Here is a 22,929-nt window from a genome sequence, read left to right as displayed (position 1 = left end):
CAAACTTAACCTGACAGACACAAGCTAAGCGATCGAATTTGTCAGAGTAGTCTGAGTGTGCGATGGTTCAAATAAATTATCGAGTTGTTTTTCTTTTACTAACTCTTTTGATGCAATCCAAGTTTCCCAGGGGGTTTTGCCATAACAATACCAGCCTGAATGAGGTCGCTCTCTGTTGTAGAATGCGAGCCATTTATCGATGTCTTGCTGAATGTCTTCCAATGATGAATAAATTTTACGCCGAAACATCACGTCATAGCCTTCATTTTTCATCGTCTTATGAAACCGCTCACAGATACCATTAGTCTGCGGGCTGTATGCCTTGGTCCGCGTATGCTCGATATCTTCTAGCTCCAGGTAAAGCTGATACGCATGGGTTTCCTTTTTCCCCGAGTATTCTGACCCTCTGTCGGTCAGGATACGCAATAAGGGAACCGCTTGCTCATCATGTAATGGCAGCACCTGATCGTTTAACATATCTGCGGCAACCAAGGCATTTTTCTCTGTCTATACCCGTGATCAATGAAGATGCTTGATTTTGAAGTCGATAAGGATCATGCTCATAGCCATGAAAATAGAGCTGACTGCTGACCAGAAAATTACCCTCGAAGCCCAACATCGTCAAAGCCATGACCGCCGTGTCTGTGACAGGATCCGGTGTGTTTTGTTGTCCGCAGACGGCTGGACTCCCCCTATGATTGCTCACTCACAGCTCATTAATGAAACCACGGTGCGGCGCCACCTTACAGACTATCATAAACTCAACAAGCTCAAGCCTGAAAATGGCGGCTCCGATGGCTATCTCAATGCGGAACAGACCACGTCGCTGGTTGAACATCTCACCCAGCCGCTCTACCACCACAATCACCAAATTGTGGCCTATATCGCTGGACGCTGGAACATCACCTTTACCGTATCAGGTCTGTATAAAGGGTTGAAGCAGCAGGGCTTTAGCTATAAAAAGCCGAAAGGTGTTCCGCATAAATTTGCCGTTGAGAAACAGCAGCAATTTATAAAGACCTACAGCGAATTGAAAGACGCCGCGGGTAATGACCCCATACTGTTTATTGATGCCGTTCATCCGACACAAGCCGCAAAAATAAGCTACGGCTGGATACGAAAAGGCCAGGATAAAACGATAGAGACCACCGGGAGCAGAACGCGGTTGAATATCATGGGAGCCTTGAACATCCAGAATGTGGCTAACCCCATAATCCGTGATGATGAGACGATTAACAGCGAAAATGTGGTTCACTTCCTGTCTGCCATTCGCGCGCATTATCCCATCACGACAACGGCACATGTGATCCTCGAGGGTGCAGGCTATCACCGTTCACAGCTTGTGCAAGACGCCGCGCTTACGTTGAATATCCAGCTTCATTACCTTCCGCCGTATAGCCCGAATCTAAACCCGATAGAGCGATTGTGGAAGGTGATGAATGAGCAAACACGAAACAATAGATATTACCCATCTAAACAGAGTTTTAAGAACGATATCTTAAACTTCTTTGAGGTGAAGCTACCACAAATGGCAAGTTCTCTGGTATCTCGCTTAAACGATAATTGCCAGGCGCTAAATCCTGCATCTTGATTTCACTTGGGTATAGACCTTGGCAAAAGCGACTCTGGAATAGGTATCAACAAAGGTCTGCTGATAAATTTTACCCACACCTTTAATGTGCCCCACGTAGTAAGTATCCTGAGAGCCGAGATAGCCCGGATGTTGCGTTTCAATTTGTCCATGAGCTTCTCGTTTATCCTGCACTTTTTCTAATGCTTGCAGTTGGGCTTCCGTCAGTAAGTACCCCTCCTGCGCTACTTTGGCTTCCAAGGCAGAAAGGCGTTTCTTGATATTTTCCAGGTCAGATACCGTCTTGCCCATCATGATGCAAGTGCTATTTTTGTATCGAATGGGATGCCTGATTTCAGCACACCATACGCCAGTTGGAGTAATTTGCGCATTGCCGCACAGACGCCCATTTTACCCCCTTTATGGCGTGATACGAGTCGTTGCCACTGTGCTTTCACTATCGGATTACAAGAAAGGGCAGCCAGAGCGGGCATATACAACGCTTTCCTGAGCTCGGTATGACCCCGTTTTGATAGGCGGCTCCGTCCTTTAAATAAACCTGATTCACAAAGTTTTGGGTTAAGCCCGGCATAGGCCACCACTGCCTTACTGTTAGTGAATTTTGACACATTACCCACATACGCCAGCAAACTGGCACTTAGTATTTCACCGATACCAGGAATACTCTCCAGCAACGCTTTATTTTTCTTTAAGTCAGGATCGTTATCGATATGGTTTTTTATTTTTTCTTTGGTGGCCTGGATTTGTTGTTTAAGTGCAGAAATGATTTCAAGCAGTGAGGATTGAACGACATCGTCAGCCACTGATTGCCGATTTTCTTGCATTTGCCTCATTTCCTCTAAACTCTTTAGATGGCGTACTAGCGCGGTTAATTGACGTTCGCTCAAGGGAGGAGGAGTCCAGAGGACAGGTGTATGCAGTGCGCAGTAGCGCACTATCATTTTTGCATCCCCCTGATCCGTCTTGTTCCGACTCAGTTCACTCTCACCAAAGGCATGAATACGTGATGGGTTTTCTAGGCTGACGTCAATGCCATTATCAACTAAGAACATAGCCAGTGGAACACTGTAACTCCCTGTGGCTTCGAGACAAATATGACAATCCCCGTAAGGGATAAGCCATTTCAGTAGTTGGCTAAATCCAGAGGGGGTATTCGGGAATGCTTTTGTTTTATACTTTTTTCTCTCTACCCACACTGCAACATCGAATTTTAATTTGGCAACATCAATACCCACTGCGGTCTTGTCCATGGCTGATTCTCCCATGAAAAACAGATAATTAAATGATCGCCCCGACCTTCCTTATAAATACGTGCTCTTAGCACAAGATACCGTTCGGTCTTACAGGCGACGATAAATATGTCACCGGGGTTTTATCTGACTGCACAAGCTTTAAGCCTAAGGGCGCAAACAAACTCTCCGGTGACATCCCAATGATCAGTTGGGGATCATCAACCTTTGAAAGTTAATAATCAAGATATAAGACTTCATAGCCTTGGGAGTCGGATAGTAAAAGGTCTTCAACTCGCCCGTCACTTTCGATGGTTGAACTGCGAACCTGTGACCTAGAAAGTCAAACGGCTCTTTCATGGCATTAACTATCCGCGTTTTCTTGGCATTAAGCGTCAACCCAAGTCGGTCTAAGACTTTCTTGGCCTGATCCAGATAAAACTCCGGGCGCTTGCTGCACAAAATCACAAAATCGTCGGCATATCGCACGATATGAGCATCATGCGGACGTTTACCGAACGCCTTTTTCTCCCACGTCGAATCAAGCCAGTGCAGGTAGAGATTAGCGAGCAAGGGAGAAATTACTCCCCCTTGCGGCGTACCGGTCGTCTCCTTCCGGATTTTCATCTCTTCCATCGCTCCAGCTTTAAGCCACATCTCGATCAGCTTTACAACCGAGCGATCAATGACTCTGGTTCGAACGGACAGCAGTAATTTATAGTGCGGAATTGTGTCAAAGTACGACTTCAAATCCGCATCTACCACCCAGTGGCACTTGAAATTCAGCCACTTGTAGATTTCCCGCAATGCTTGTTGTGCATTCTTCCGAGGCCGGAAGCCATACGAGCAATCCTTGAAGGTAGCCTCAAAAAGAGGTTCGATAACAATTTTCACCGCTGCCTGAACAACACGATCTGCGATAACGGGAATGCCTAGAGGTCTTTGCGTTCCGTCAGCCTTGGGGATGTACACCCGTTTGACCGGCAGAGGCGTGTACCTCTTTTCCATGAGTTTTGTTTGGATTTCAGCCAAGAATGACCCAACTCCAACTTCCTTTTCAATGACTTCAAAAGTCTGCTGGTCGATGCCTGGGGCACCTTTGTTGGCTCGGACTTGCTTGTAGGCCATCCATAACACATCGATCTGACACACCTTGTCATACAGCACGCCGAATTTCCGTGTTGGATTCGTCTTGGCTGCTAGGTATAACTTTCGTTGCAGTACTCGCACTCTTTCTAGCGACGTGTTTTCAGCTTTCGCAATCACGTAATGCCTCCTACAAAAAATAGCATGACAGAAGCAGAGGCCCTTCTCTCCGACGAGGTTATGTTGTCCTCATCATCAACAGTACTATGGCCTCCTCCGACTCCTCTATCCCGCGTCTATTCGAACTTCGGCGGTTACCTTATATCTTCAATTACGCGGTGGGTTAAACCACGACGGGTAGAGGTCTCGTTCGTTCCGCTCAGTTCTATGCGCACATCCCATCCTCAATACCCCGAGTTCCCGTTCTAGCTTCAAGTGGTTAGTTAATCCACTAGAACTCGATGACCTTCGCCCCCATTCCAAAGGCTCGGCGGAACCACCCTACACCACACTCTCCCAGCATTGCCGTGTGGCTGACATTTACGAGGCTTGTTCAGGTTCACTTTCGTTACGGGCTGTGTGCTTGCGCGCGCCCACGGACTGGGTCAGGGGCAACGTTTATCCGGCGTTGCTTCCATGTTTCAGTCGCCTTCCACATGTACGCCATAGCTACGCAATCAAACTAACCAATTATTGCAGCAGGACTCGCACCTGCAAGAAACTGAGCAGCTTAGCGAACCGCTCGGAATAGAATATCTTCAACTTCACGTGGATATATGTTCTCTCCACCACGAATCAGCATGTCTGTCAGCCTACCGACAATGCTGCAATATCCATCGATGTCAATTGTAGCAAGATCACCCGAGTGCATCCATCCATCTATAATTGCCTTATTTGTTGCTTTTTCATCAGCCCAATACCCCCTCATCACTGAATATCCACGGGTACATAGCTCCCCGATTTCAGTAAGTGGTACAATTTTACCTTCTTTATTGACGATCTTTACTTCCAGATGCGGATGAATACGCCCGACAGTAGTAGTGAGCTTATCGATAGGATCCGCAATGTCGCTTTGGAATGAAAGTGGGCTGGTTTCTGTCATGCCGTAAGCAATCGTGATCTGGTTCATATGCATCTTGCTAACGATGCGCTTTATCGTTTCAACTGAAAAGATTGCACCTGCCATGATCCCAGTTCGCAGGTGGCCCAGATCATATCTATCAAAATGTGGATGTCCAAGTTCGGTGATAAACATCGTTGGTACGCCGTGCACCGCGCTGCAACGCTCCTCACTGATGGCAGAAAGTGTAGCCTCTGCGTCAAAGATTTCACCAGGAAACACCATAGTTGCTCCCGTAGAAACACAGACCAACACGGAAAGTACCATACCCATGCAGTGATACAGAGGCAAGGGAATACAAAGCGAGTCGGTTTCCTTCAGATTTATCGCCAGTGCTGAATAGCGAGCATTGTTGACGATGTTGTGATGTGTCAGAGTCGCCCCTTTGGGATGACCTGTTGTTCCACTGGTAAACTGAATATTGATGGGATCCTGTGCTGCTAACCGAGCTTCTACTTCATTCAGTTGGCTGATATCCAACGATTCTCGACCTTGTGCCATCACGTCTTGGAATCTAAACATTCCTGGTGTTACCTGCCCGCCCATTCTGATTACAACACGTAAATGTGGTAAACGAGCCACGCTTAAAGCGCCAGGCTGTGAATCGATTAGTTCCGGTGCTAAAGATTGGAGTATTTTCGACGCCTTGGCATGGGGTGACAAGATCAAAACCTTACAGTCGACTTTATTCAGGGCATACTCAAGTTCTAATTCAAGGTATGCTTGATTGATATTCACTAGAATTGCACCAATTCGTGCTGTTGCAAACTGTGTCAGTAACCATTCAAAGCGATTTGCAGACCAAATACCAACACGGTCTTTAATATTCACTCCTAACCCTAGTAATCCGCTTGCGAGTATGTCGACTTGTTCGGCGAATTGACGCCATGTCCAGCGAATATTCTGTTCTCGAAAAATAATGGCAGGATGATCGGAAAATTTTGAAACTGTCTCGTCAAGAAAACGCCAAATAGTGGCGTCACTCAAGGGAATATTGGTCGAACCACGCACATAAGAAAGGCCATCTAATGGAGCAGTTCGTTTATCACTTTGTATAAATTGAGTTATCATTGGTTGGCTTCCTTTTTTCACTTCTGACCGACTTAAGTTCTGCTAAGTCATCGGCTATTTGCTTGCCAATTAATTAAACTTCTTACAAAACCGTCACGAGTGCTGCGAAGTCAAGGCGCCTGGAGCGCAGCAACCGCTGTGTAATATATCCACCTGATGGAAAATATTGTTTATAACTTGTTCGAAATCTCTTGTGATCGCCGTATTTTGGTCAAGTAATTCGTCAAAAACACGCTCAAAATGCTCATTGATTCCCTTTTTGTTGTATACAAAGAGTAAACCGCGCTTTTTTGCCCATTTTTTCCTCTTCTGAGCACAGCGAAAAAGATTTGGAACAGATTCTTAGAGACAGGACTCTTTGCCTATACGAACAAGAAGCACAAATCATAGCGTAAAAATATGATTACTTTTTAAACCATTTTTTATATCTATGAAATTAATTTTTATCATCGTGCAGTTCCCTCGCGGCCTCGACTGATCGATTGAGGTCTCTTTCTTTTAAACTCCCTGAACCATGACGATGTAAAATAACAGTCGTGCCTATCTGTCTATGCACATTTGATCTTTGTTTTCTTTTTTTATGAAGTGTGTTGAAAAGATGCCAGAACAGACCACTTTTACTCCAGAGCCTAAAGCGGGTGTAAATTTCTTATAAAATCTGACTCTTTAATTGGACTTTTTGTAGAACCGTCGTTCGTTATGTGCAGCCAAGGCGCACAGCAGCCGTAGTGTACATACGAGTACATGAGGATTGCGAGCACACCGCGTAACGCCGAATTCACACCACGCAGCAAATTATGCAAGAGGTTGATTAGGTAATACGCTACACTGAGTGTTTTGTTGTAGATAATTGATCACAATATCGTGGTGATTGTCCGTTTTGAAATTATCAAATACTTTTTCCACTTTGCCATCAATATCAATCAAAAAACTAATCCGATGAATGCCATCATAGGTTTTTCCCATGAAACTTTTACGACCCCAAACGCCGAATTTTTCCGCAACCTTATGGTGTTCATCCGATAGCAAAGTAAAATTCAATAATTCTTTATCGGCAAAACATGCCAATTTTTTCGGTGTATCGGTACTAATGCCCAGTACTTCAACGTTGGCTTTTTTCAATACATCCATTTTATCGCGTAGGCCACAGGCTTGAACGGTACAACCCGGTGTCATCGCTCTTGGATAAAAGTAAATCAAAATACGTTTTGTAGAAAAGTCGCTAGACTTAATCTCTGAGCCATCTTGATCGAGTAAACTAAATTGTGGTGTAACATCTCCGGCTTTCAATGGACTCATCATTCACTCTCCGTTTAATCGCTATATTGTGAATAGTTCATAATATTAATATTGCCCTGTACATTAAATTCTGTACATAACTGTTTGAAAGTTGTTTAGGTAATTGAGTTATTTTCGCTGGTAGGACTATGAAAGTTACTTTTATATGTCTTGTAACCCGTGAGTATGATACCTCATAGTAAAAGTAAAAAAACACAGGTTTCCGAGCGTTCATAACACACTTAGTTACTTGATTTTTGATAGAGGTAACTGTTTTTTATATTTGTTTCCCAGTGATTTCTGTACAAAATTACTACTTTTATAGTAGATTTTGCAACAAGCCTAATGTGCTACCACAATTAAACGTATCGCATCAAGCCGCCAATTGGCTTGATTCAAGTTAGCTAAAACTTGTTTATAATTATCTTGCAAGGCTACTATTTCGCTATCACGAATAGTTGAGTTGACCATTTTCAGTGCTTTCATACGTGCTAACTCGGTACTTAGCTGCTCGTTAGCGTTATCTTTCGCATTGTTAATCAATACCTTTGCTTGCGGTTTTACCAACACTTCAGCCTGTTGTAGTATGCCATGTACTTCTTGCTGTACGGTATTGATTAATTTACGCGCCATATGGCGGCTAACTAAGGTTAGTTGGCAATGAAAGTGCTCGAACTCTACCTGAGTAGCTAAATTAGCTCCTTTAGGATCTATTAGCATACGTATTGGCGTTGGCGGTAAAAAACGAGTCAGTTGTAAGTATTTAGGTGCTTGCGCTTCAACCACGTAGACTAATTCAGTCAGCAACGTACCAACAGGTAACGCTTTGTTCTTCAGCAAAGCAACAGTACAACTGCCAATATCACTCGATAGAATCAAATCCAGACCATTACGGATGATCGGATGTTCCCAACTGATAAACTGAGCATCTTCTCTACATAGCGCCAAATGGCGGTTGAATGTCACCGTGCAACCTTCTGGTGGTAAACCAGGAAAATCAGGCACCAGCATGTGATCCGAGGGGGTTAGGATAGTCAGATTATCACTGCTGTCTTCTTGATTGATACCCACAATATCAAACAGATTAACGGCGAAGTTCACCAATTCTACATCATTATCTTGCCGAGCAAGGGTTAACGCGAGCTGCTGGCTTTGTTCTCCACCGTTGGAATGCATTTCTAGCAAGCGGTCACGACCCTGCTCCAGCTTTGATTTCAGAAGATCGTGTTGCTGGCGACAACGATGAATAAATTCATCTAGCATTTTCTTTTCTTCATCGAAGCCAGGTGAAGAGAGATAATCAATCAACTCCTGATAACAACTATCATAAATGGCACGACCCGTTGGGCAGGTATGTTCAAAGGCATCTAATCCTTCGTGATACCAACGTACTAAAATGGCCTGTGCGGTATTTTCCAGATAGGGCACCATAATTTGAATGTCACGCCGTTGACCGATGCGATCCAAACGCCCTATCCGTTGCTCCAGTAGATCGGGGTTAAACGGCAAATCAAACATCACCAAGCGGCAAGAAAACTGGAAATTACGCCCTTCAGAACCGATTTCAGAGCACAACAGAACCTGAGCACCCTCTTCTGTTGAAGAGAAGTACGCCGCTGCGCGATCACGATCAATGAGGGATAAACCTTCGTGGAATACACCAGCACGTATCGCTTCTCGTTCGCGTAATACCTGCTCTAATTGTAGTACTGTGGTGGCCTGAGCACAGATAACCAGCACTTTCTTATCACGGTTAGCAAGCAAATAATTTAATAGCCATTCGATTCGGGGATCAAAATTCCACCAGGTTGCGTTTTTACCTTCAAGTTGTTGGTAAATTTGCTCTGGATAGAGCATCTCTTTAGCACGCTCTTCCTGTTTTTTATTGACACTCATCATATCAGAGACTTTAATTGCCGTTTTATATTGACTGGGCAACGGCAACTTAATTTGCTGCACCACACGCTGTGGAAAGCCTTTGACTCCATTACGGGTATTACGAAATAGCACCCGGCTGGTTCCGTGACGATCCATCAACAAAGTGACAAGTTTACGACGTGCTACTGCCTGGTCTTCATTTTGGTTATTAACTGCCTGTAGCAATGGCTTGATGTTTTGTTCTTTGATCAATTCACTAAGCAAGTTCAGCTTATCTTGTGCCAAATGCTCACCGCCAAGTAATAGCGTCACGGCATCAGCAATTGGACGATATTTTTGTTGTTCTTCGATAAACTTTTGATAGCTATGAAAACGATCCGGATCCAACAAACGTAAACGGGCAAAATGACTTTGTTGACCTAGCTGTTCAGGAGTGGCAGTTAACAGCAAAATACCCGCGATATGTTGTGTTAACCGCTCAATAACCTGATATTCGTGGCTTGGAATGGTTTCATTCCAGGCAAGATGGTGAGCTTCATCCACCACCAACAAATGCCAACCGGCAGCGGAAATCTGATCTGAACGTTGCTTATCCTTACACACAAAATCCAGCGAGCAAATTACCAATTGCTCAGTTTCAAATGGATTACTGCTATCTTGCGTTGCTTCTATGTAACGGTTGTCATCAAACAGTGAAAAACACAGATTAAAGCGACGCAACATCTCTACCAGCCATTGATACTGTAAACTGTCTGGCACCACCAGCAACACTCGCTCAGCACGTCCCGTCAGCAATTGCTGATGGATAATCATCCCCGCTTCGATGGTCTTTCCCAAACCTACTTCATCGGCTAACAACACGCGTGGTGCATGGCGCCGACCCACTTCATAGGCGATATGTAATTGGTGGGGAATCAAATCGGCCCGGATACCGCGCAAACCACTCCAAGGGAGGTGAAACTGCTCGCTTTGGTATTTACGAGCACGAAAGCGCAGCGCAAAACGATCCATACGATCAACTTGACCGGCAAATAACCGATCTTGAGGTTTATTAAAAGTGAGTTGACTATCAAGAAAGACCTCTCGCATCGTTACATCGTTTTCGCCGGTATCCAGACGAATACCGACATAACTCAGCAAGCCATTTTTTTGCTCTACTGAGACGACTTTTAGCTGCCAGCCCTCGTGATTATTGACGGTGTCACCTGGATTAAAAATCACTCGGGTAATGGGAGGATGATGCTTAGTATAGAGGCGGTTCTCACCGGTTGCGGGGAACAGCAAAGTGACCATACGTACATCAACAGCGATGACGGTACCCAGTCCAAGTTCACTTTCTGTGTCGCTGATCCAGCGTTGACCAAGAGTAAAAGACATAAATTATCGGCTCGATTTTTGTAAACAATATTCTTCAGGATATGGAATAGACTTCTTGCAAAAACATAGCGAGTGCTGCGAGGTCAAGGCGCATGGAGTGTAAAAATCGCAGTGTACATACGAGTACATGAGGATTGCGAGCACCAGGTAACGCAAAATTTGCAGTACGTAGTAGGTTTTGTAAGAAGTCTAATGTTATTCGTGATGCAAAGTGAGGGCGGTATGTTAATGGAAGAAGAGCACTGCGTCACCTGTAAAACGTTAGGGGAAGTCGACTGATTTGCTGATTATCCTACAATAAAAATAAATCTAACAACGAGTTAAGAAATAATTTCCCTTTTTCAGTAATCTGCCAATATTCATCGGTCTCCTCCAAATAACCTTTAGCCAGGGCTTGATCCAAGGGAGAGCGAATGACACTTTCTGTTAATCCCGTTAAATTATAGAAATCAACACGGGGTGTAGTTTCCAATAAACGGAAACGATTCATAAAAAATTCGAATGGACGCTCAGTTCGTTCAACATTATACTGTTGATTTTTATACTTACCTTGCATAAAACCACGTGGATGCTTCGTTTTTACTGTACGTAATATCTGACCATCACTAAAGGTTATTTTACTATGAGCACCACAACCAATGCCAAGATAATCACCAAAACGCCAATAATTTAGATTGTGCTGACATTGATAGCCTGATTTGGCATACGCTGAAATTTCATATTGCTGATAACCGGCGTTGCTTAAAACCTGGTGCCCTTGTTGAAAAATTTCCCATAATGCATCGTCGTCGGGTAGAACGGGAGGACGAGAGCTGAAAGCGGTATTTGGTTCAATAGTGAGCTGATACCAAGAGATATGGGGTGGATTTAAGGCGATGGCTTGACGAAGATCGTCAAGGGCTTCTAACGGTGTTTGATCGGGTAAGCCGTGCATCAGATCTAGATTAAAACTACGCAATTGCAGCGAAGTTGCCAGCAGTGCCGCTTGTTTTGCTTCATCACTGCCATGTATGCGCCCAAGCTGCATGAGCTTACGGGGGTTGAAACTTTGTACACCAATAGAAATACGGTTCACTCCGGCGCACTGGTAGTGACTGAAACGATCTGCTTCGATCGCACCCGGATTGGCTTCCATTGTTATTTCAGCGTGTTTTGCCAGCGGCAGCCGTGCTCTGACACCTTGTAACAATTGCTGCATGGCTTCAGCACTCAGTAAACTTGGAGTGCCACCACCGATAAAAATGGTGCTAATTTCTCTCCCGCTACTAAGAGGCACATCAGCATCAAGGTCGGCGAGCAAATGCCTAACATATTCTTGATGAGGAACCTTTCCTTTTAATGTATGAGAATTAAAATCGCAATAAGGGCATTTTTGTATGCACCAGGGAATATGAATGTAAAGGCTGATTGGCGGTAATTTAATCATTTTTAAAAGCATTCAACAACAATTTCAATGCTTGACCACGATGGGAAACCGCCCGTTTTTCCTCATTACTCAACTCTGCCGCTGTACGCCGGAATTCGGGGATATAAAAAACAGGATCATAACCAAAACCCCCATCACCCATTCGAGTGTGAGTGATTTCTCCCTGCCAACAACCGTGAAACACCAATGGAACCGGATCAGCGGCATGACGCAGATAAACTAACACACAATGAAACTGTGCTCTCCGTCGTTGATCAGGTATGTCTTCCATGCGGGCCAGTAGTTTCTCCAGATTTTCCTGATCACTGGCATGACTACCAGCATAGCGAGCCGAACAGACCCCCGGCGCTCCCCCTAACGCATCTACAGCTAAGCCAGAATCATCAGCAATAGAGGGCAAACCCGTGTGCTGTGCGGCATGACGTGCTTTTAAAATGGCATTTTCGATAAAAGTAAGGCCGGTTTCTTCAACAGAGGCAACACCCAGCGCCGTTTGCACAACGACATGCAAACCGCAACTGGACAGCGAGTCTGCCAGTTCACGTACTTTACCTGAATTACTGGTGGCTAATACAATTTTTTGCATCAATAAATCCTGACTAATTAGTTTAGACTTCTTGCAAAACCGTTTTAGAGCCGGTTCCAAATCTTCTTGAGCGACGCTCAGACGAGGAAAAAACGGGCGAAAAAGCGTATTTTACTCTTTGTATACAACAAAAGGGAGTCAATGAACATTTTGAACTCGTTTTTGACAAATTACTTGACCAAAACACGGCGAGAATAAGAGATTTCGAACAGGTTCTTAGAGTACTAACCACAGCTCACCGAGCAAATCCATCCCCAGATAATTGATCAGATACAAAATCAATATCACCGCCATCGGAGAAAAATCAATACCACTCATCGATGGAAGAACACGGCGAATCGGGGTTATCAACGGCTCGGTTAATTGATACAACAGATAGTCCATTGAACCACGACCTTGGCTAATCCAACTCATTAATGCCCGAATAATCATCACCCAGAAAATGAGATGACCCACGGCTTTGAGCAAAGAGATGACACCGAATAGAAGATTGTAGGGGTTTAATGCAATGCTTCCCCCTTGAATCAGCAATAACAGCGGATACTTTATCGTCATCAACAAAAATGCCAGCAGCAATGACGCCCCATCGATTGCTCCTGACGACGGCAGTATCTTACGTAAGGGAGAGACAATCGGCTGGGTAAATTTCACTACGGATTGTGCAAATGGGTTGTAAAAATCACTCCGAACCCATTGCATCCAGACTCGTAACAATAACAACATGACGTAAAGGTCAATGACGGTTTTAGTCAGAAAAATCAGTGTTAGCATAAATTGTTTTTAATCCTTAATTATATTAAATTCTTGCAAAATCTGTCGTGTAGCGTGGATTACCCTTCAAAGAGCGATGACTAAAATAGTTTCTCCATTTCTTCTGCACGGATGGTCGCCGCTTGCATGGCACGGGAAACAATACCCGATAAATCTTGCTCTTCAAAGACCTGTAACGCTGCTGCTGTCGTTCCTCCTTTCGAAGTCACTTGCTCACGTAATTTGGATAAAGGCAACTGTGGATTAGCTTCAACCAGTGCTGTAGCACCGGACGCCGCTTGTTGCACCAGTAATCGTGCTGTTGCTTCGTTAAATCCCTGTTTAATGGCCTGCTGCTGCATAGCTTCCATCAGCAGGAAAAAATAAGCGGGAGCACTGCCAGCAGCAGCAATGACTTTATTGATATCTTGTTCGTTTTCTAGCCAACAAATTTCACCGATTGAACGCAGCAGACGTTCGGTGAAATCACGATCTGCCTGATTAACATATGTTGGCGCAAACAAACCGCTCATTCCTTTGCCTACTGATGCAGGCGTATTTGGCATAATGCGGATTATATTAAGCTTATCGCCCAACAAGGCGTAAAAACGTGAAATGCCGATTCCAGCAGCAATGGATAAGATTAACTTACTAGAAAAATCGATTTTTTTCCCTTGCAGCGACTGGCAAACCTCGACCATAACTTGTGGTTTTACTGCTAGCACAATAACCTCTGCTTGCTGAGCTTGAGCGATATTATCACTGCTATTTGTGATATTAAACTCTTCAGACAAGGCATTACGCTTATCCACAGAGGGAGCGCAAACACTGATTTGCGTAGCAGGATAACCACTGGTGATCAATCCTGAGATGATCGCACGAGCCATATTTCCCGCACCGATAAAAGTAATATTACGATTTTTCATAGAAATATCTCTTTAGATTAGAGTCCTATCACGTAAACCATATAACATGATTGCTTCTGTTAATAATGTTATTTTATATCAATAGACTTCTTGCAAAACCGTCTGTAATCACGGGTGCCAAAAATAGCGCTGCCAATCCGCAGCAAAGTACTGCCGGCATGAATAGCGGCAACCATATCAGCACTCATTCCTAAAGAAAGCGTATCCATTTGAAAATAATTTCTTTTTAGTTCCAAAAAAATCTGTTTTATTTCCTTAAAATTTTCCAGTTGACGCTGATAATCATTTTCTACTGCTGGAATAACCATGAGTCCCCGTAATCGTAGCCTGGGCAAGGTACAAATATTTTCTGCCAGCTGCCGCAACTCATGTAATGGGATCCCCGATTTATTACTTTCATTACTGATATTAATTTGGATTAAAACATTTAACGCAGACATATTAACCGGACGTTGCTTATTTAATCGCTGAGCTATCTTCAGATTATCCACAGTATGACACCAAGCAAAATGCTCTGCTACTAAACGACTTTTATTCGATTGTAACCGGCCAATAAAGTGCCATTCCAATGTTAAGTTCCGTGCAAAATGATGAATTTTTTCTACCCCTTCCTGAACATAGTTTTCACCAAAGGCACGTTGTCCGGCTAAGATAGCTTTTTCGATCGCCGTCACAGGTTGAGTTTTACTCACTGCAAGCAATAACACTTCTTCTGGAGAACGTGCACAGTCTCGTGCTGTTGATGCGATCCGTTCTCTCACATCATGTATATTCTGTCGGATAGTCGTCATCTCGTACTCATATGGACCAAGGAGTTTGCAATGGATTTCGAGGAGTTCGTTGCCTTCAGTGTAAAGCATAAGGCATCCGATCTACATCTCTGTAGCGGTCATCACCCACGGTTGCGTATTGATGGTGTGTTACAGTCTTTACAGCAATATGCACCGCTAAGTGATAGCTGGACGCAAATATTGTGTCAGCAACTATTAAATGAAAGGCAATACTTAAAGCTACAGCAAAAAGGACAACTCGATTTTTCTTACACAACGAAACATGGACAACGGTTAAGAGGCAATTTTTTCCAGCAACAACACGGATTATCTGTCGCTTTCCGTTTAGTATCCAGTCACTGCCCTGAACTGAAAGCCTTAGCTGCTCCCGCAATCATCGAACGATTAATGCAGCAAGAAGACGGTTTGATTTTAGTGACAGGTGCCACTGGCAATGGCAAATCAACCACACTAAACGCCATTATTGGTGCCATTCACCAGCAAGGCGGACGGCATATTATCACGTTGGAAGATCCTATTGAATACATTCATAACGAGGGATCAGGGCTTATCCAACAACGAGATTTAAGCTGTCACACTCACTGCGCGAGCGCTGCTTTGAATGCGGCGCTACGTCAAGATCCTGATATTATTTTACTCGGTGAACTGCGTGATACGGCAAGCATTCGTCTAGCATTGACTGCAGCAGAAACCGGTCATCTTGTTTTGGCGACGTTGCATACCCGAACAGCAGCACAGGCGGTCGATAGGCTGATAGATGTTTTTCCGGCAGAAGAAAAGGCATGTGTACGAGGGCAGTTAGCCGCCGGACTAGTTGCAGTCATTGCTCAAAAGCTTGCTCGTAAGCGTGGAGGGGGTCGTATCGCTTTATTTGAAATTTTGGTTCGCAGCACAGCAGTCAGCAATCTGATCCGTGAAGGAAAAACACACCAGCTAGAAGGTGTCATGCAAACAAATGGGCAACTGGGTATGCAAACTTTTTCGCAGGGAATACAGCAGCGTCAAAAACAGAAGCTATTGGCAGAAATTGAGCAAGAAATTTAATCAGGATAAAAATAGACATAACATCAACAGACCCCTTGCAAAACCGTATTTCGTTATGCAAAGTTCGTTATGCGAAGTCAGGACCGCTTGAAGCACGCGGTGTACATTAAGAGTATTGCGAGCACCACGCAATGCAGAATTTGTAGCACGTTGGCCATTTAGAATAACAAATCACGCACAGATCTCATGCGTGCATTTTTCTTACAACAATGTTCGTATCAGAAAAAACACTACTAATCATATTTTTGCTATCAGTATGTGAAGGGCGCGCCTGCCAATCGAGGATACCATGACCAGTACTCTCATCGAGACTAACACAAGCGATAGCTGAAGTGGCAAACATTGGGGGATAGTGCCCCGGGCAGAGTTCAGCAACCAAATAACCCACCAACGGCAAATGTGATATCAACAGTACCGCGGAACACCCTTCTTTCGCCAACGTTTGTAAATAGCAAGTCATCAATACCACGTCACCGCTCGGAGTCAGCTCTGGCATGACCTCTTGCTCTCTTGGTAAAACAAGGGCTTCACGCGTAACCTCAAGGGTTTGTTTCGCTCGCAGATAGGGGCTGACTAATATTTGCTCTATATTCACGGATTGCTTATTTAGCCAACTTGCCACTTGCAGCGACTCACCTCGACCAGATAAGGTGAGAGGTCTTTCTGCGTCTTTGATTGTATCCGGTACCGCGTCGCCATGACGCATAATTAAAACTTGCATATTACACCGTTTTCATTAACAAAAAAGAACGTTATACGGGAACACCTAACATGCTATAACGCCGAAGTCCCAGCTAAAGATCGAAGAAACTTTCAAACGATAAACACGCTATCTCTATGCCGGCTGTGCATTCTGCCTGAAAATTAACATGAATAAAATGTCTATTTTCTATACACATCCATTAGTAATCAGTTTATCTTCCTATCTTATCAACCAAGATCAATAATTTAACCATAATTATACTTGATGTTAATGAGTGGTTATTACCTTTAACAAAAATTCTACCCATACCCTTAACTTCTGTTAAACAAACCTGGCATTAACACTTCTATCCAGATAACACAACTCTATTTAATATCATCATAGTACAGTGCTGAATAATTGCTGCTAATTACTGACATCACCCTACTAATAAGGATAACCTTATCATTTATTTTTATTAATTTACTCTCAAGTTAAAACCTGATATTTGCTGGAATTTGGTTTTATTTTTTTCAACTTGAAATTTCAACGATTCATTTGCGAAAAAGTGCAGTCTGCATTTACTTTTTAGCAACAAAAGGAATAAATGAGCACATTTTTGACGAAATATCAGCGAAAGCAATAGGTTTCGCAAGTGGCTAAGACTATGACGTTAAAGATGTACACATTGGCTAGAAAGCAAACTAAGCAATCAAATGGCACAGAAACGCCCCTCTTTTTATTCGACAATTATCATCTTTCCAAAGGGAAAACTCACATCAAGCTCCACCAGATTATAAGGATCGATTTTAATCGTATGAACATTAACATCACCGGAAAATAAGTAAAAAATACTCTAAGACGGAATGCTATCGTGAAGCCAGGAGCTCCACGCGCTTTGACTTCACATAACGCACTACAGTTTTACAAGGAATCTATTACCAATAGCAGCGATAGCCTCTTCGCGCATTATATTAATCCTTAGAAAGTAAATTTAACGAGTAGGGATACCGCTTTCTCCCTCTTTTTTGTATACCGTAAATTCCTCAATAAAAATGTTAATTACAGTACTTATATGAAGATATTCATGTGAAAACGGCAGAACACAAAAAACTCCGGTTATTAACCAAAGCTTTTTAGAAAAGAAAGTTAAAAAAATACGGATATCATTCGCAGAACCTATACCAAATCTATGCAAAATGCAAAAGCTCATTGATAATTCGGTGTAATACAATTATAGGGTAATCCCACAACCTACTAAAAATCTATTCCGCTCGTTGATACTTCGTCAAAAATGGGATAAAAAATGCTTATTTATTACCCTTTATTGTTACAAAAAGTGACTGCACTTTTCGCTAATTTTTTCCTTTTCTTTGAGCGTCACTCATGACGATTTCAAACAGGCTCTCAGATATCACAAAGGCTGTATGATATGATTGTTTTTATTAAAAAATTATTTATTATCAATATATTAGGTATTATTCCATAATCAGATTATGCCACTCTTGCCATGTCATTTTATGACGACTAGGTTGAAATTGAGAAATCACACTGAACGATCAGTAATTGAAAAGTTACGTAAATAAAGGGTATATAGTACTCAATATAGAGTACTATGTCCCCTTCCCTGGTGTTAGCCAATTGGCAACCCTTCTTCAAGCTACGCTTGCAGAAGGGATTTTTTGTCTGGAATGTTCGATCAATTGTCAGCACATCGTTTTAACACGATGAGCTTCTAATAATTTTTCACTGAATGTAACGCTACGTACATAAACGGCAACTGTATAGTATGACCACTATGAAACCGCTTTATATACCCGTGATCAATGAAGATGCTTGATTTTGAAGTCGATAAGGATCATGCTCATAGCCATGAAAATAGAGCTGACTGCTGACCAGAAAATTACCCTCGAAGCCCAACATCGTCAAAGCCATGACCGCCGTGTCTGTGACAGGATCCGGTGTGTTTTGTTGTCCGCAGACGGCTGGACTCCCCCTATGATTGCTCACTCACAGCTCATTAATGAAACCACGGTGCGGCGCCACCTTACAGACTATCATAAACTCAACAAGCTCAAGCCTGAAAATGGCGGCTCCGATGGCTATCTCAATGCGGAACAGACCACGTCGCTGGTTGAACATCTCACCCAGCCGCTCTACCACCACAATCACCAAATTGTGGCCTATATCGCTGGACGCTGGAACATCACCTTTACCGTATCAGGTCTGTATAAAGGGTTGAAGCAGCATGGCTTTAGCTATAAAAAGCCGAAAGGTGTTCCGCATAAATTTGCCGTTGAGAAACAGCAGCAATTTATAAAGACCTACAGCGAATTGAAAGACGCCGCGGGTAATGACCCCATACTGTTTATTGATGCCGTTCATCCGACACAAACCACCAAAATAAGCTACGGCTGGATACGAAAAGGCCAGGATAAAACGATAGAGACCACCGGGAGCAGAACGCGGTTGAATATCATGGGAGCCTTGAACATCCAGAATGTGGCTAACCCCATAATCCGTGATGATGAGACGATTAACAGCGAAAATGTGGTTCACTTCCTGTCTGCCATTCGCGCGCATTATCCCATCACGACAACGGCACATGTGATCCTCGAGGGTGCAGGCTATCACCGTTCACAGCTTGTGCAAGACGCCGCGCTTACGTTGAATATCCAGCTTCATTACCTTCCGCCGTATAGCCCGAATCTAAACCCGATAGAGCGATTGTGGAAGGTGATGAATGAGCAAACACGAAACAATAGATATTACCCATCTAAACAGAGTTTTAAGAACGATATCTTAAACTTCTTTGAAGTGAAGCTACCACAAATGGCAAGTTCTCTGGTATCTCGCTTAAACGATAATTTCCAGGCGCTAAATCCTGCATCTTGATTTCACTTGGGTATAGATTGACGTCAGTATACCGCGCAAAATATTGAGTTCTTCGCTCTCAGGGCGTGCACGAGTAAATAAACGACGTAATTTGTTCATAATCTGTCCCGGATGAACCTGACGAATAAAACCAGTGTGGACCAAAGTCTGCTCTAGATGCTGATAAAAACGTTCAAGATCATCGGCTGGTGGGTAGGCTGTGGTTTCTTCTGGTTGCAGCAAAGGTTGCTGTAACTTTAGAGAAGCCTTGTGTATTTCATAAACGAGAATTTGTACTGCCATTGCCAGATTAAGCGAGCTGTATTCTGGGTTTGTCGGGATTGCCACATGATAATGGCATTTTTGCAATTCTTCGTTAGTTAACCCTGTGCGTTCACAGCCAAATACCAGCCCAACAGGCGCTTGTCTAGCCGCAGAAACACTACGAACAGCGCACTCAGACGGTTCTAAAATCGGCCATGATAGAGTACGTGAACGGGCGCTGGTTCCGATCACCAGGCTGCATCCCTTTAGTGCATGATCCAACGTATCGACAAGAGTCGCTTCCTTGATAATGTCAGCGGCACCAGCAGCCAATGCGGTGGCCTGGTGATCCGGTTTTACCAGTGGATTCACCAGATATAGACGAGTTAACCCCATGGTTTTCATTGCCCTTGCGGTCGAACCTATGTTTCCAGTATGCGATGTTTTAACCAAAATAATACGAATATTATGTAGCATGCTCACTCTGAATGATTAAGGGGAGACAAACACATTTTAACACAGACGTAGGCATTTTTTCGATCCCCTGCTATACTGCGCGCCGCTTCCTGTTCTTTAACATCCTAGTGGAAAAAATACCCATGCATCCAATGCTGACTATTGCCATACGTTCTGCACGTAAGGCCGGTGATTTTATCGCCCAAAGTTATCACCTCCAGAATTCTACCGAATCGAGTAACAAAAGCAGGAATGATTTTGTTACTTGTCTTGCTCAGGGGGCAGAACGTCAGGTTATTGACGTTATCAAAAAATACTACCCCAAACATAGTATCATCGCTAAACATTGTGGTGAACGCATTGGTGATGACAGGGATGTACAATGGGTTATTGATCCACTGGGTGGTGTTGCCAATTTTATCAAATGCCTACCTCATTTTGCGATATCTGTTGCTGTGCGTATCAAAGAGCACACTGAGGTTGCTGCGATTTACGACCCGGTGCGCAATGAATTATTCACCGCGGTCCGCGGGCAAGGAGCACAGCTTAACGGTTATCGGTTGCGTGTTATCGCTGCCCAAAAAAGAGATTTGCGTACCGCTACGCTAGTGACAGCTTTATCCGTTAATTCCCGTCAACACTCAGCAAGTTATCTCAATATATTTAACAAATTGTTTATGCAATGCACTGATATGAATAGTTCTGGTTCATCTGTCCTAGATCTGGCCTATGTTGCCGCGAGCCGTGTGGACGGTTTCTTTGGTGTCGGTTTAGAACCTCGGGATTTTATCGGCGGTGAATTACTAATACGTGAATCTGGCGCTCTGATAACAGACTTTACTGGTAATCATAATTATTACGATTCCGGTAATGTTGTCGCTGGTAATTCAAATGTAGTTAAAGCGATGCTGCAAACAATACGTGAAGAATCGAGCGAAGCACTTAAACGCTGATTTTTTTCTCCGTCTAAGCTTCACATACGACGATTCCGAACAGGCGCCAAGGACATCAAGAAAAAACAGTAAGTTGTAAGCCAATGTAAAAATCATCACTTAAACAAGCTCTATTTACCTCTTTTGCTATGCTTAGACTGATAAGTACTAACATTACTCTTGCAGAAGGATGTATGAGCCTGGAAACTTTTCCTGTGATTAAGCTATCTAATCAACAGCGACAGTGTCGTGCATTGTTGATGCTTTTTTCACCAAAATCAGCGGTGCCACTAGAGACTATTAGTCAATTCAATGGCGTAGCATCTACGATTAGTCGACAAGATATCGCTGATATTGCCAATGATATAAAACTATATCATCTGGATATTTGTATCCACGCCAATAACCGTTGCCAACTTGAAGGAAAATTATTGGATAAAAGGCTGTGCCTCATCCATTGGTTACGCCGTGGATTACGCTATTGCCCTGAGTTTATTGATAACTACTTTTCTGTGTATTTATATCAAGCATTGTCTTTAGAATCGCATCAAGTCGATAACTGGTTAAAACCGCAGTTACAGCGAATCATTGCTCATTGTGAAAAGCTGCTGACACAGCCTTTTAGTGAGAGGGATCGCCGGTTTTTACTGATTTATATTTTTTATTGTGCCTGGGAAAACCAGCAACAATGCTGCCTCAAGCTAAAAACCAATCAGAGGGACTGGCTGAATCAGAAACGAGAACGGGCCGCCGCTAATATCTTGTTTCATTCAGTAAATCCCCTTTTACCTACCCCTTTGGCTACCATTGAACGAGATATGATCATCTTAATGCTGACCTTGCTTAAACCTCATAATTATGATAGTAGCAGCTCAGTTGAAGATACGAGATTAATGGTCTCCATTCATCAATTAATTAGCCGTTTTCAGCAATTGTCCGAGAAAAAAGTGAGCAACAAGCTGGCGTTAGCGAGTCGATTATTTGCTCATTTAGGACAGGCCATCCCACGTTGTCACTTTGATATTGGTGTTGAAGGTTTATCATTAGAGAGAATCACTAAAAAATATCCACGATTGTTACGTACTACCCAGCAATCTTTGAGAGAGTTTGAAAGAGAATATCAAATCGAATTTTCATCGGAAGAAACGGGACTGATCGCACTGAGTTTTGGTGCCTGGTTAATGCAAGGTAATGCCTTACAGGAAAAACAGGTACTTCTACTCACCCGGGATAATTCTCAACTCGAAGATCAATTGGAACAGCAAATTCGAGAGTTGACAATATTGCCACTGCATATCAGATATCTGCCTCTCGATCAATATCTTCAATCAGGGAAACCAATGGATGATGAATTAGTAATAACACCCTATTTTGTTCTTTTTTCCCCATCAGCACCGCCATTGACGCAAGTTTTTCTACCACTGACTAAACAACAAAGCGAGCGAATACGTATTTTACTGGAAACACCTCATCATTCAAATTATTAGATTTGACTGTATTGTTCCCATGCATTATAAAATCCCCGTCTTCAAGCTGCGAGTTACTCGGGGAAAATCATTAGACTTCTT

General features: G+C 43.3%; 16 protein-coding genes and 3 pseudogenes. 5 read left to right on the top strand and 14 right to left on the bottom strand.

Annotation, left to right across the window (positions count from 1 at the left end):
• Positions 1–41: 41 nt before the first annotated feature.
• Positions 42–507, bottom strand: a pseudogene (locus AAHH42_RS02125) (integrase core domain-containing protein); the annotation flags it as partial.
• 61 nt (positions 508–568) lie between these two features.
• Here AAHH42_RS02125 and AAHH42_RS02120 point away from each other — a divergent pair.
• Complete coding sequence (locus AAHH42_RS02120; RefSeq protein WP_342221993.1) at positions 569–1,591, top strand: IS630 family transposase; 1,023 nt, start codon at positions 569–571, stop codon at positions 1,589–1,591.
• A gap of 9 nt (positions 1,592–1,600) precedes the next feature.
• On the opposite strand, the pseudogene AAHH42_RS02115 reads toward AAHH42_RS02120, so the two are convergent.
• The 11 genes and pseudogenes from AAHH42_RS02115 to AAHH42_RS02065 form a co-directional block, all read right to left on the bottom strand.
• A pseudogene (locus AAHH42_RS02115) lies at positions 1,601–1,864 on the bottom strand (IS481 family transposase); the annotation flags it as partial.
• Positions 1,865–1,881: 17 nt separating this feature from the next.
• Positions 1,882–2,856 carry an IS110 family transposase gene (locus tag AAHH42_RS02110; RefSeq protein ID WP_342221038.1) on the bottom strand — a complete coding sequence of 325 codons (975 nt, stop codon included), beginning with the start codon at positions 2,854–2,856 and terminating at the stop codon, positions 1,882–1,884.
• 171 nt (positions 2,857–3,027) lie between these two features.
• Positions 3,028–4,086 (bottom strand): group II intron reverse transcriptase/maturase, encoded by a 1,059-nt coding sequence (ltrA, locus tag AAHH42_RS02105; RefSeq protein ID WP_342221585.1) that lies wholly within the window; start codon positions 4,084–4,086, stop codon positions 3,028–3,030.
• Positions 4,087–4,636: 550 nt separating this feature from the next.
• Positions 4,637–6,097 (bottom strand): AMP-binding protein, encoded by a 1,461-nt coding sequence (locus AAHH42_RS02100; protein ID WP_342221584.1) that lies wholly within the window; start codon positions 6,095–6,097, stop codon positions 4,637–4,639.
• A 795-nt stretch (positions 6,098–6,892) separates the two neighbouring features.
• Positions 6,893–7,396 carry a thioredoxin-dependent thiol peroxidase gene (gene bcp / locus AAHH42_RS02095; RefSeq protein WP_072551016.1) on the bottom strand — a complete coding sequence of 168 codons (504 nt, stop codon included), beginning with the start codon at positions 7,394–7,396 and terminating at the stop codon, positions 6,893–6,895.
• 321 nt (positions 7,397–7,717) lie between these two features.
• Entirely contained in the window at positions 7,718–10,630 is a 2,913-nt protein-coding gene (gene rapA, locus AAHH42_RS02090) for an RNA polymerase-associated protein RapA (RefSeq protein WP_342221583.1), read from the bottom strand.
• 292 nt (positions 10,631–10,922) lie between these two features.
• A complete protein-coding gene (hemW, locus tag AAHH42_RS02085) occupies positions 10,923–12,056 on the bottom strand; it encodes a radical SAM family heme chaperone HemW (protein WP_072551017.1) in 1,134 nt (377 codons plus the stop codon).
• A complete protein-coding gene (gene rdgB / locus AAHH42_RS02080; protein ID WP_072551009.1) occupies positions 12,049–12,642 on the bottom strand; it encodes an RdgB/HAM1 family non-canonical purine NTP pyrophosphatase in 594 nt (197 codons plus the stop codon). Before rdgB ends, hemW begins: the two co-directional genes overlap by 8 nt.
• Positions 12,643–12,858: 216 nt before the next feature.
• Positions 12,859–13,413, bottom strand: a complete 555-nt coding sequence (locus tag AAHH42_RS02075; protein WP_072551010.1) for a YggT family protein — start codon at positions 13,411–13,413, stop codon at positions 12,859–12,861.
• A gap of 80 nt (positions 13,414–13,493) precedes the next feature.
• Entirely contained in the window at positions 13,494–14,318 is an 825-nt protein-coding gene (proC, locus tag AAHH42_RS02070; RefSeq protein ID WP_072551011.1) for a pyrroline-5-carboxylate reductase, read from the bottom strand.
• Positions 14,319–14,386: 68 nt separating this feature from the next.
• Positions 14,387–15,120: pseudogene (locus AAHH42_RS02065) on the bottom strand (YggS family pyridoxal phosphate-dependent enzyme).
• 19 nt (positions 15,121–15,139) lie between these two features.
• On the opposite strand from AAHH42_RS02065, the gene AAHH42_RS02060 reads away from it, so the two are divergent.
• On the top strand, positions 15,140–16,153 hold the full coding sequence (locus AAHH42_RS02060) for a PilT/PilU family type 4a pilus ATPase (protein ID WP_342221582.1): 1,014 nt from the start codon (positions 15,140–15,142) through the stop codon (positions 16,151–16,153).
• A gap of 184 nt (positions 16,154–16,337) precedes the next feature.
• Here AAHH42_RS02060 and sixA read toward each other — a convergent pair whose 3' ends face one another.
• Positions 16,338–16,874: a phosphohistidine phosphatase SixA gene (gene sixA / locus AAHH42_RS02055; protein ID WP_342221581.1), complete on the bottom strand. Its 537-nt coding sequence runs from the start codon at positions 16,872–16,874 to the stop codon at positions 16,338–16,340.
• A 1,833-nt stretch (positions 16,875–18,707) separates the two neighbouring features.
• Between sixA and AAHH42_RS02050 the strand changes: the two genes are divergently transcribed.
• On the top strand, positions 18,708–19,730 hold the full coding sequence (locus tag AAHH42_RS02050; RefSeq protein ID WP_119797580.1) for an IS630 family transposase: 1,023 nt from the start codon (positions 18,708–18,710) through the stop codon (positions 19,728–19,730).
• On the opposite strand, the gene trmJ is transcribed toward AAHH42_RS02050, so the two are convergent.
• Positions 19,713–20,450, bottom strand: a complete 738-nt coding sequence (gene trmJ / locus AAHH42_RS02045) for a tRNA (cytosine(32)/uridine(32)-2'-O)-methyltransferase TrmJ (RefSeq protein ID WP_342221580.1) — start codon at positions 20,448–20,450, stop codon at positions 19,713–19,715. The two genes, AAHH42_RS02050 and trmJ, sit on opposite strands and share 18 nt — an antisense overlap.
• Before the next feature lie 122 nt (positions 20,451–20,572).
• On the opposite strand from trmJ, the gene suhB reads away from it, so the two are divergent.
• A complete protein-coding gene (suhB, locus tag AAHH42_RS02040) occupies positions 20,573–21,382 on the top strand; it encodes an inositol-1-monophosphatase (RefSeq protein ID WP_072551063.1) in 810 nt (269 codons plus the stop codon).
• A gap of 173 nt (positions 21,383–21,555) precedes the next feature.
• Positions 21,556–22,848 (top strand): stationary phase inducible protein CsiE, encoded by a 1,293-nt coding sequence (gene csiE / locus AAHH42_RS02035; protein WP_072551062.1) that lies wholly within the window; start codon positions 21,556–21,558, stop codon positions 22,846–22,848.
• Positions 22,849–22,929: the final 81 nt, after the last annotated feature.

This window comes from Candidatus Fukatsuia endosymbiont of Tuberolachnus salignus, assembly GCF_964030845.1.
GTDB lineage: Bacteria > Pseudomonadota > Gammaproteobacteria > Enterobacterales > Enterobacteriaceae > Fukatsuia > Fukatsuia symbiotica.
Note: the sequence above shows the minus strand (reverse complement) of the source record. Positions and strands in the feature narration are given on the sequence as shown.

Coding starts and splice junctions, on each gene's coding strand:
- AAHH42_RS02110 (WP_342221038.1), bottom strand. CDS start 2,856: ATGGGAGAATCAGCCATGGACAAGACCGCAGTGGGTATTGATGTTGCC.
- trmJ (WP_342221580.1), bottom strand. CDS start 20,450: ATGCTACATAATATTCGTATTATTTTGGTTAAAACATCGCATACTGGA.
- AAHH42_RS02075 (WP_072551010.1), bottom strand. CDS start 13,413: ATGCTAACACTGATTTTTCTGACTAAAACCGTCATTGACCTTTACGTC.
- AAHH42_RS02120 (WP_342221993.1), top strand. CDS start 569: ATGAAAATAGAGCTGACTGCTGACCAGAAAATTACCCTCGAAGCCCAA.
- proC (WP_072551011.1), bottom strand. CDS start 14,318: ATGAAAAATCGTAATATTACTTTTATCGGTGCGGGAAATATGGCTCGT.
- csiE (WP_072551062.1), top strand. CDS start 21,556: ATGAGCCTGGAAACTTTTCCTGTGATTAAGCTATCTAATCAACAGCGA.
- rdgB (WP_072551009.1), bottom strand. CDS start 12,642: ATGCAAAAAATTGTATTAGCCACCAGTAATTCAGGTAAAGTACGTGAA.
- sixA (WP_342221581.1), bottom strand. CDS start 16,874: ATGCAAGTTTTAATTATGCGTCATGGCGACGCGGTACCGGATACAATC.
- AAHH42_RS02100 (WP_342221584.1), bottom strand. CDS start 6,097: ATGATAACTCAATTTATACAAAGTGATAAACGAACTGCTCCATTAGAT.
- hemW (WP_072551017.1), bottom strand. CDS start 12,056: ATGATTAAATTACCGCCAATCAGCCTTTACATTCATATTCCCTGGTGC.
- AAHH42_RS02060 (WP_342221582.1), top strand. CDS start 15,140: ATGGATTTCGAGGAGTTCGTTGCCTTCAGTGTAAAGCATAAGGCATCC.
- rapA (WP_342221583.1), bottom strand. CDS start 10,630: ATGTCTTTTACTCTTGGTCAACGCTGGATCAGCGACACAGAAAGTGAA.
- suhB (WP_072551063.1), top strand. CDS start 20,573: ATGCATCCAATGCTGACTATTGCCATACGTTCTGCACGTAAGGCCGGT.
- bcp (WP_072551016.1), bottom strand. CDS start 7,396: ATGAGTCCATTGAAAGCCGGAGATGTTACACCACAATTTAGTTTACTC.
- AAHH42_RS02050 (WP_119797580.1), top strand. CDS start 18,708: ATGAAAATAGAGCTGACTGCTGACCAGAAAATTACCCTCGAAGCCCAA.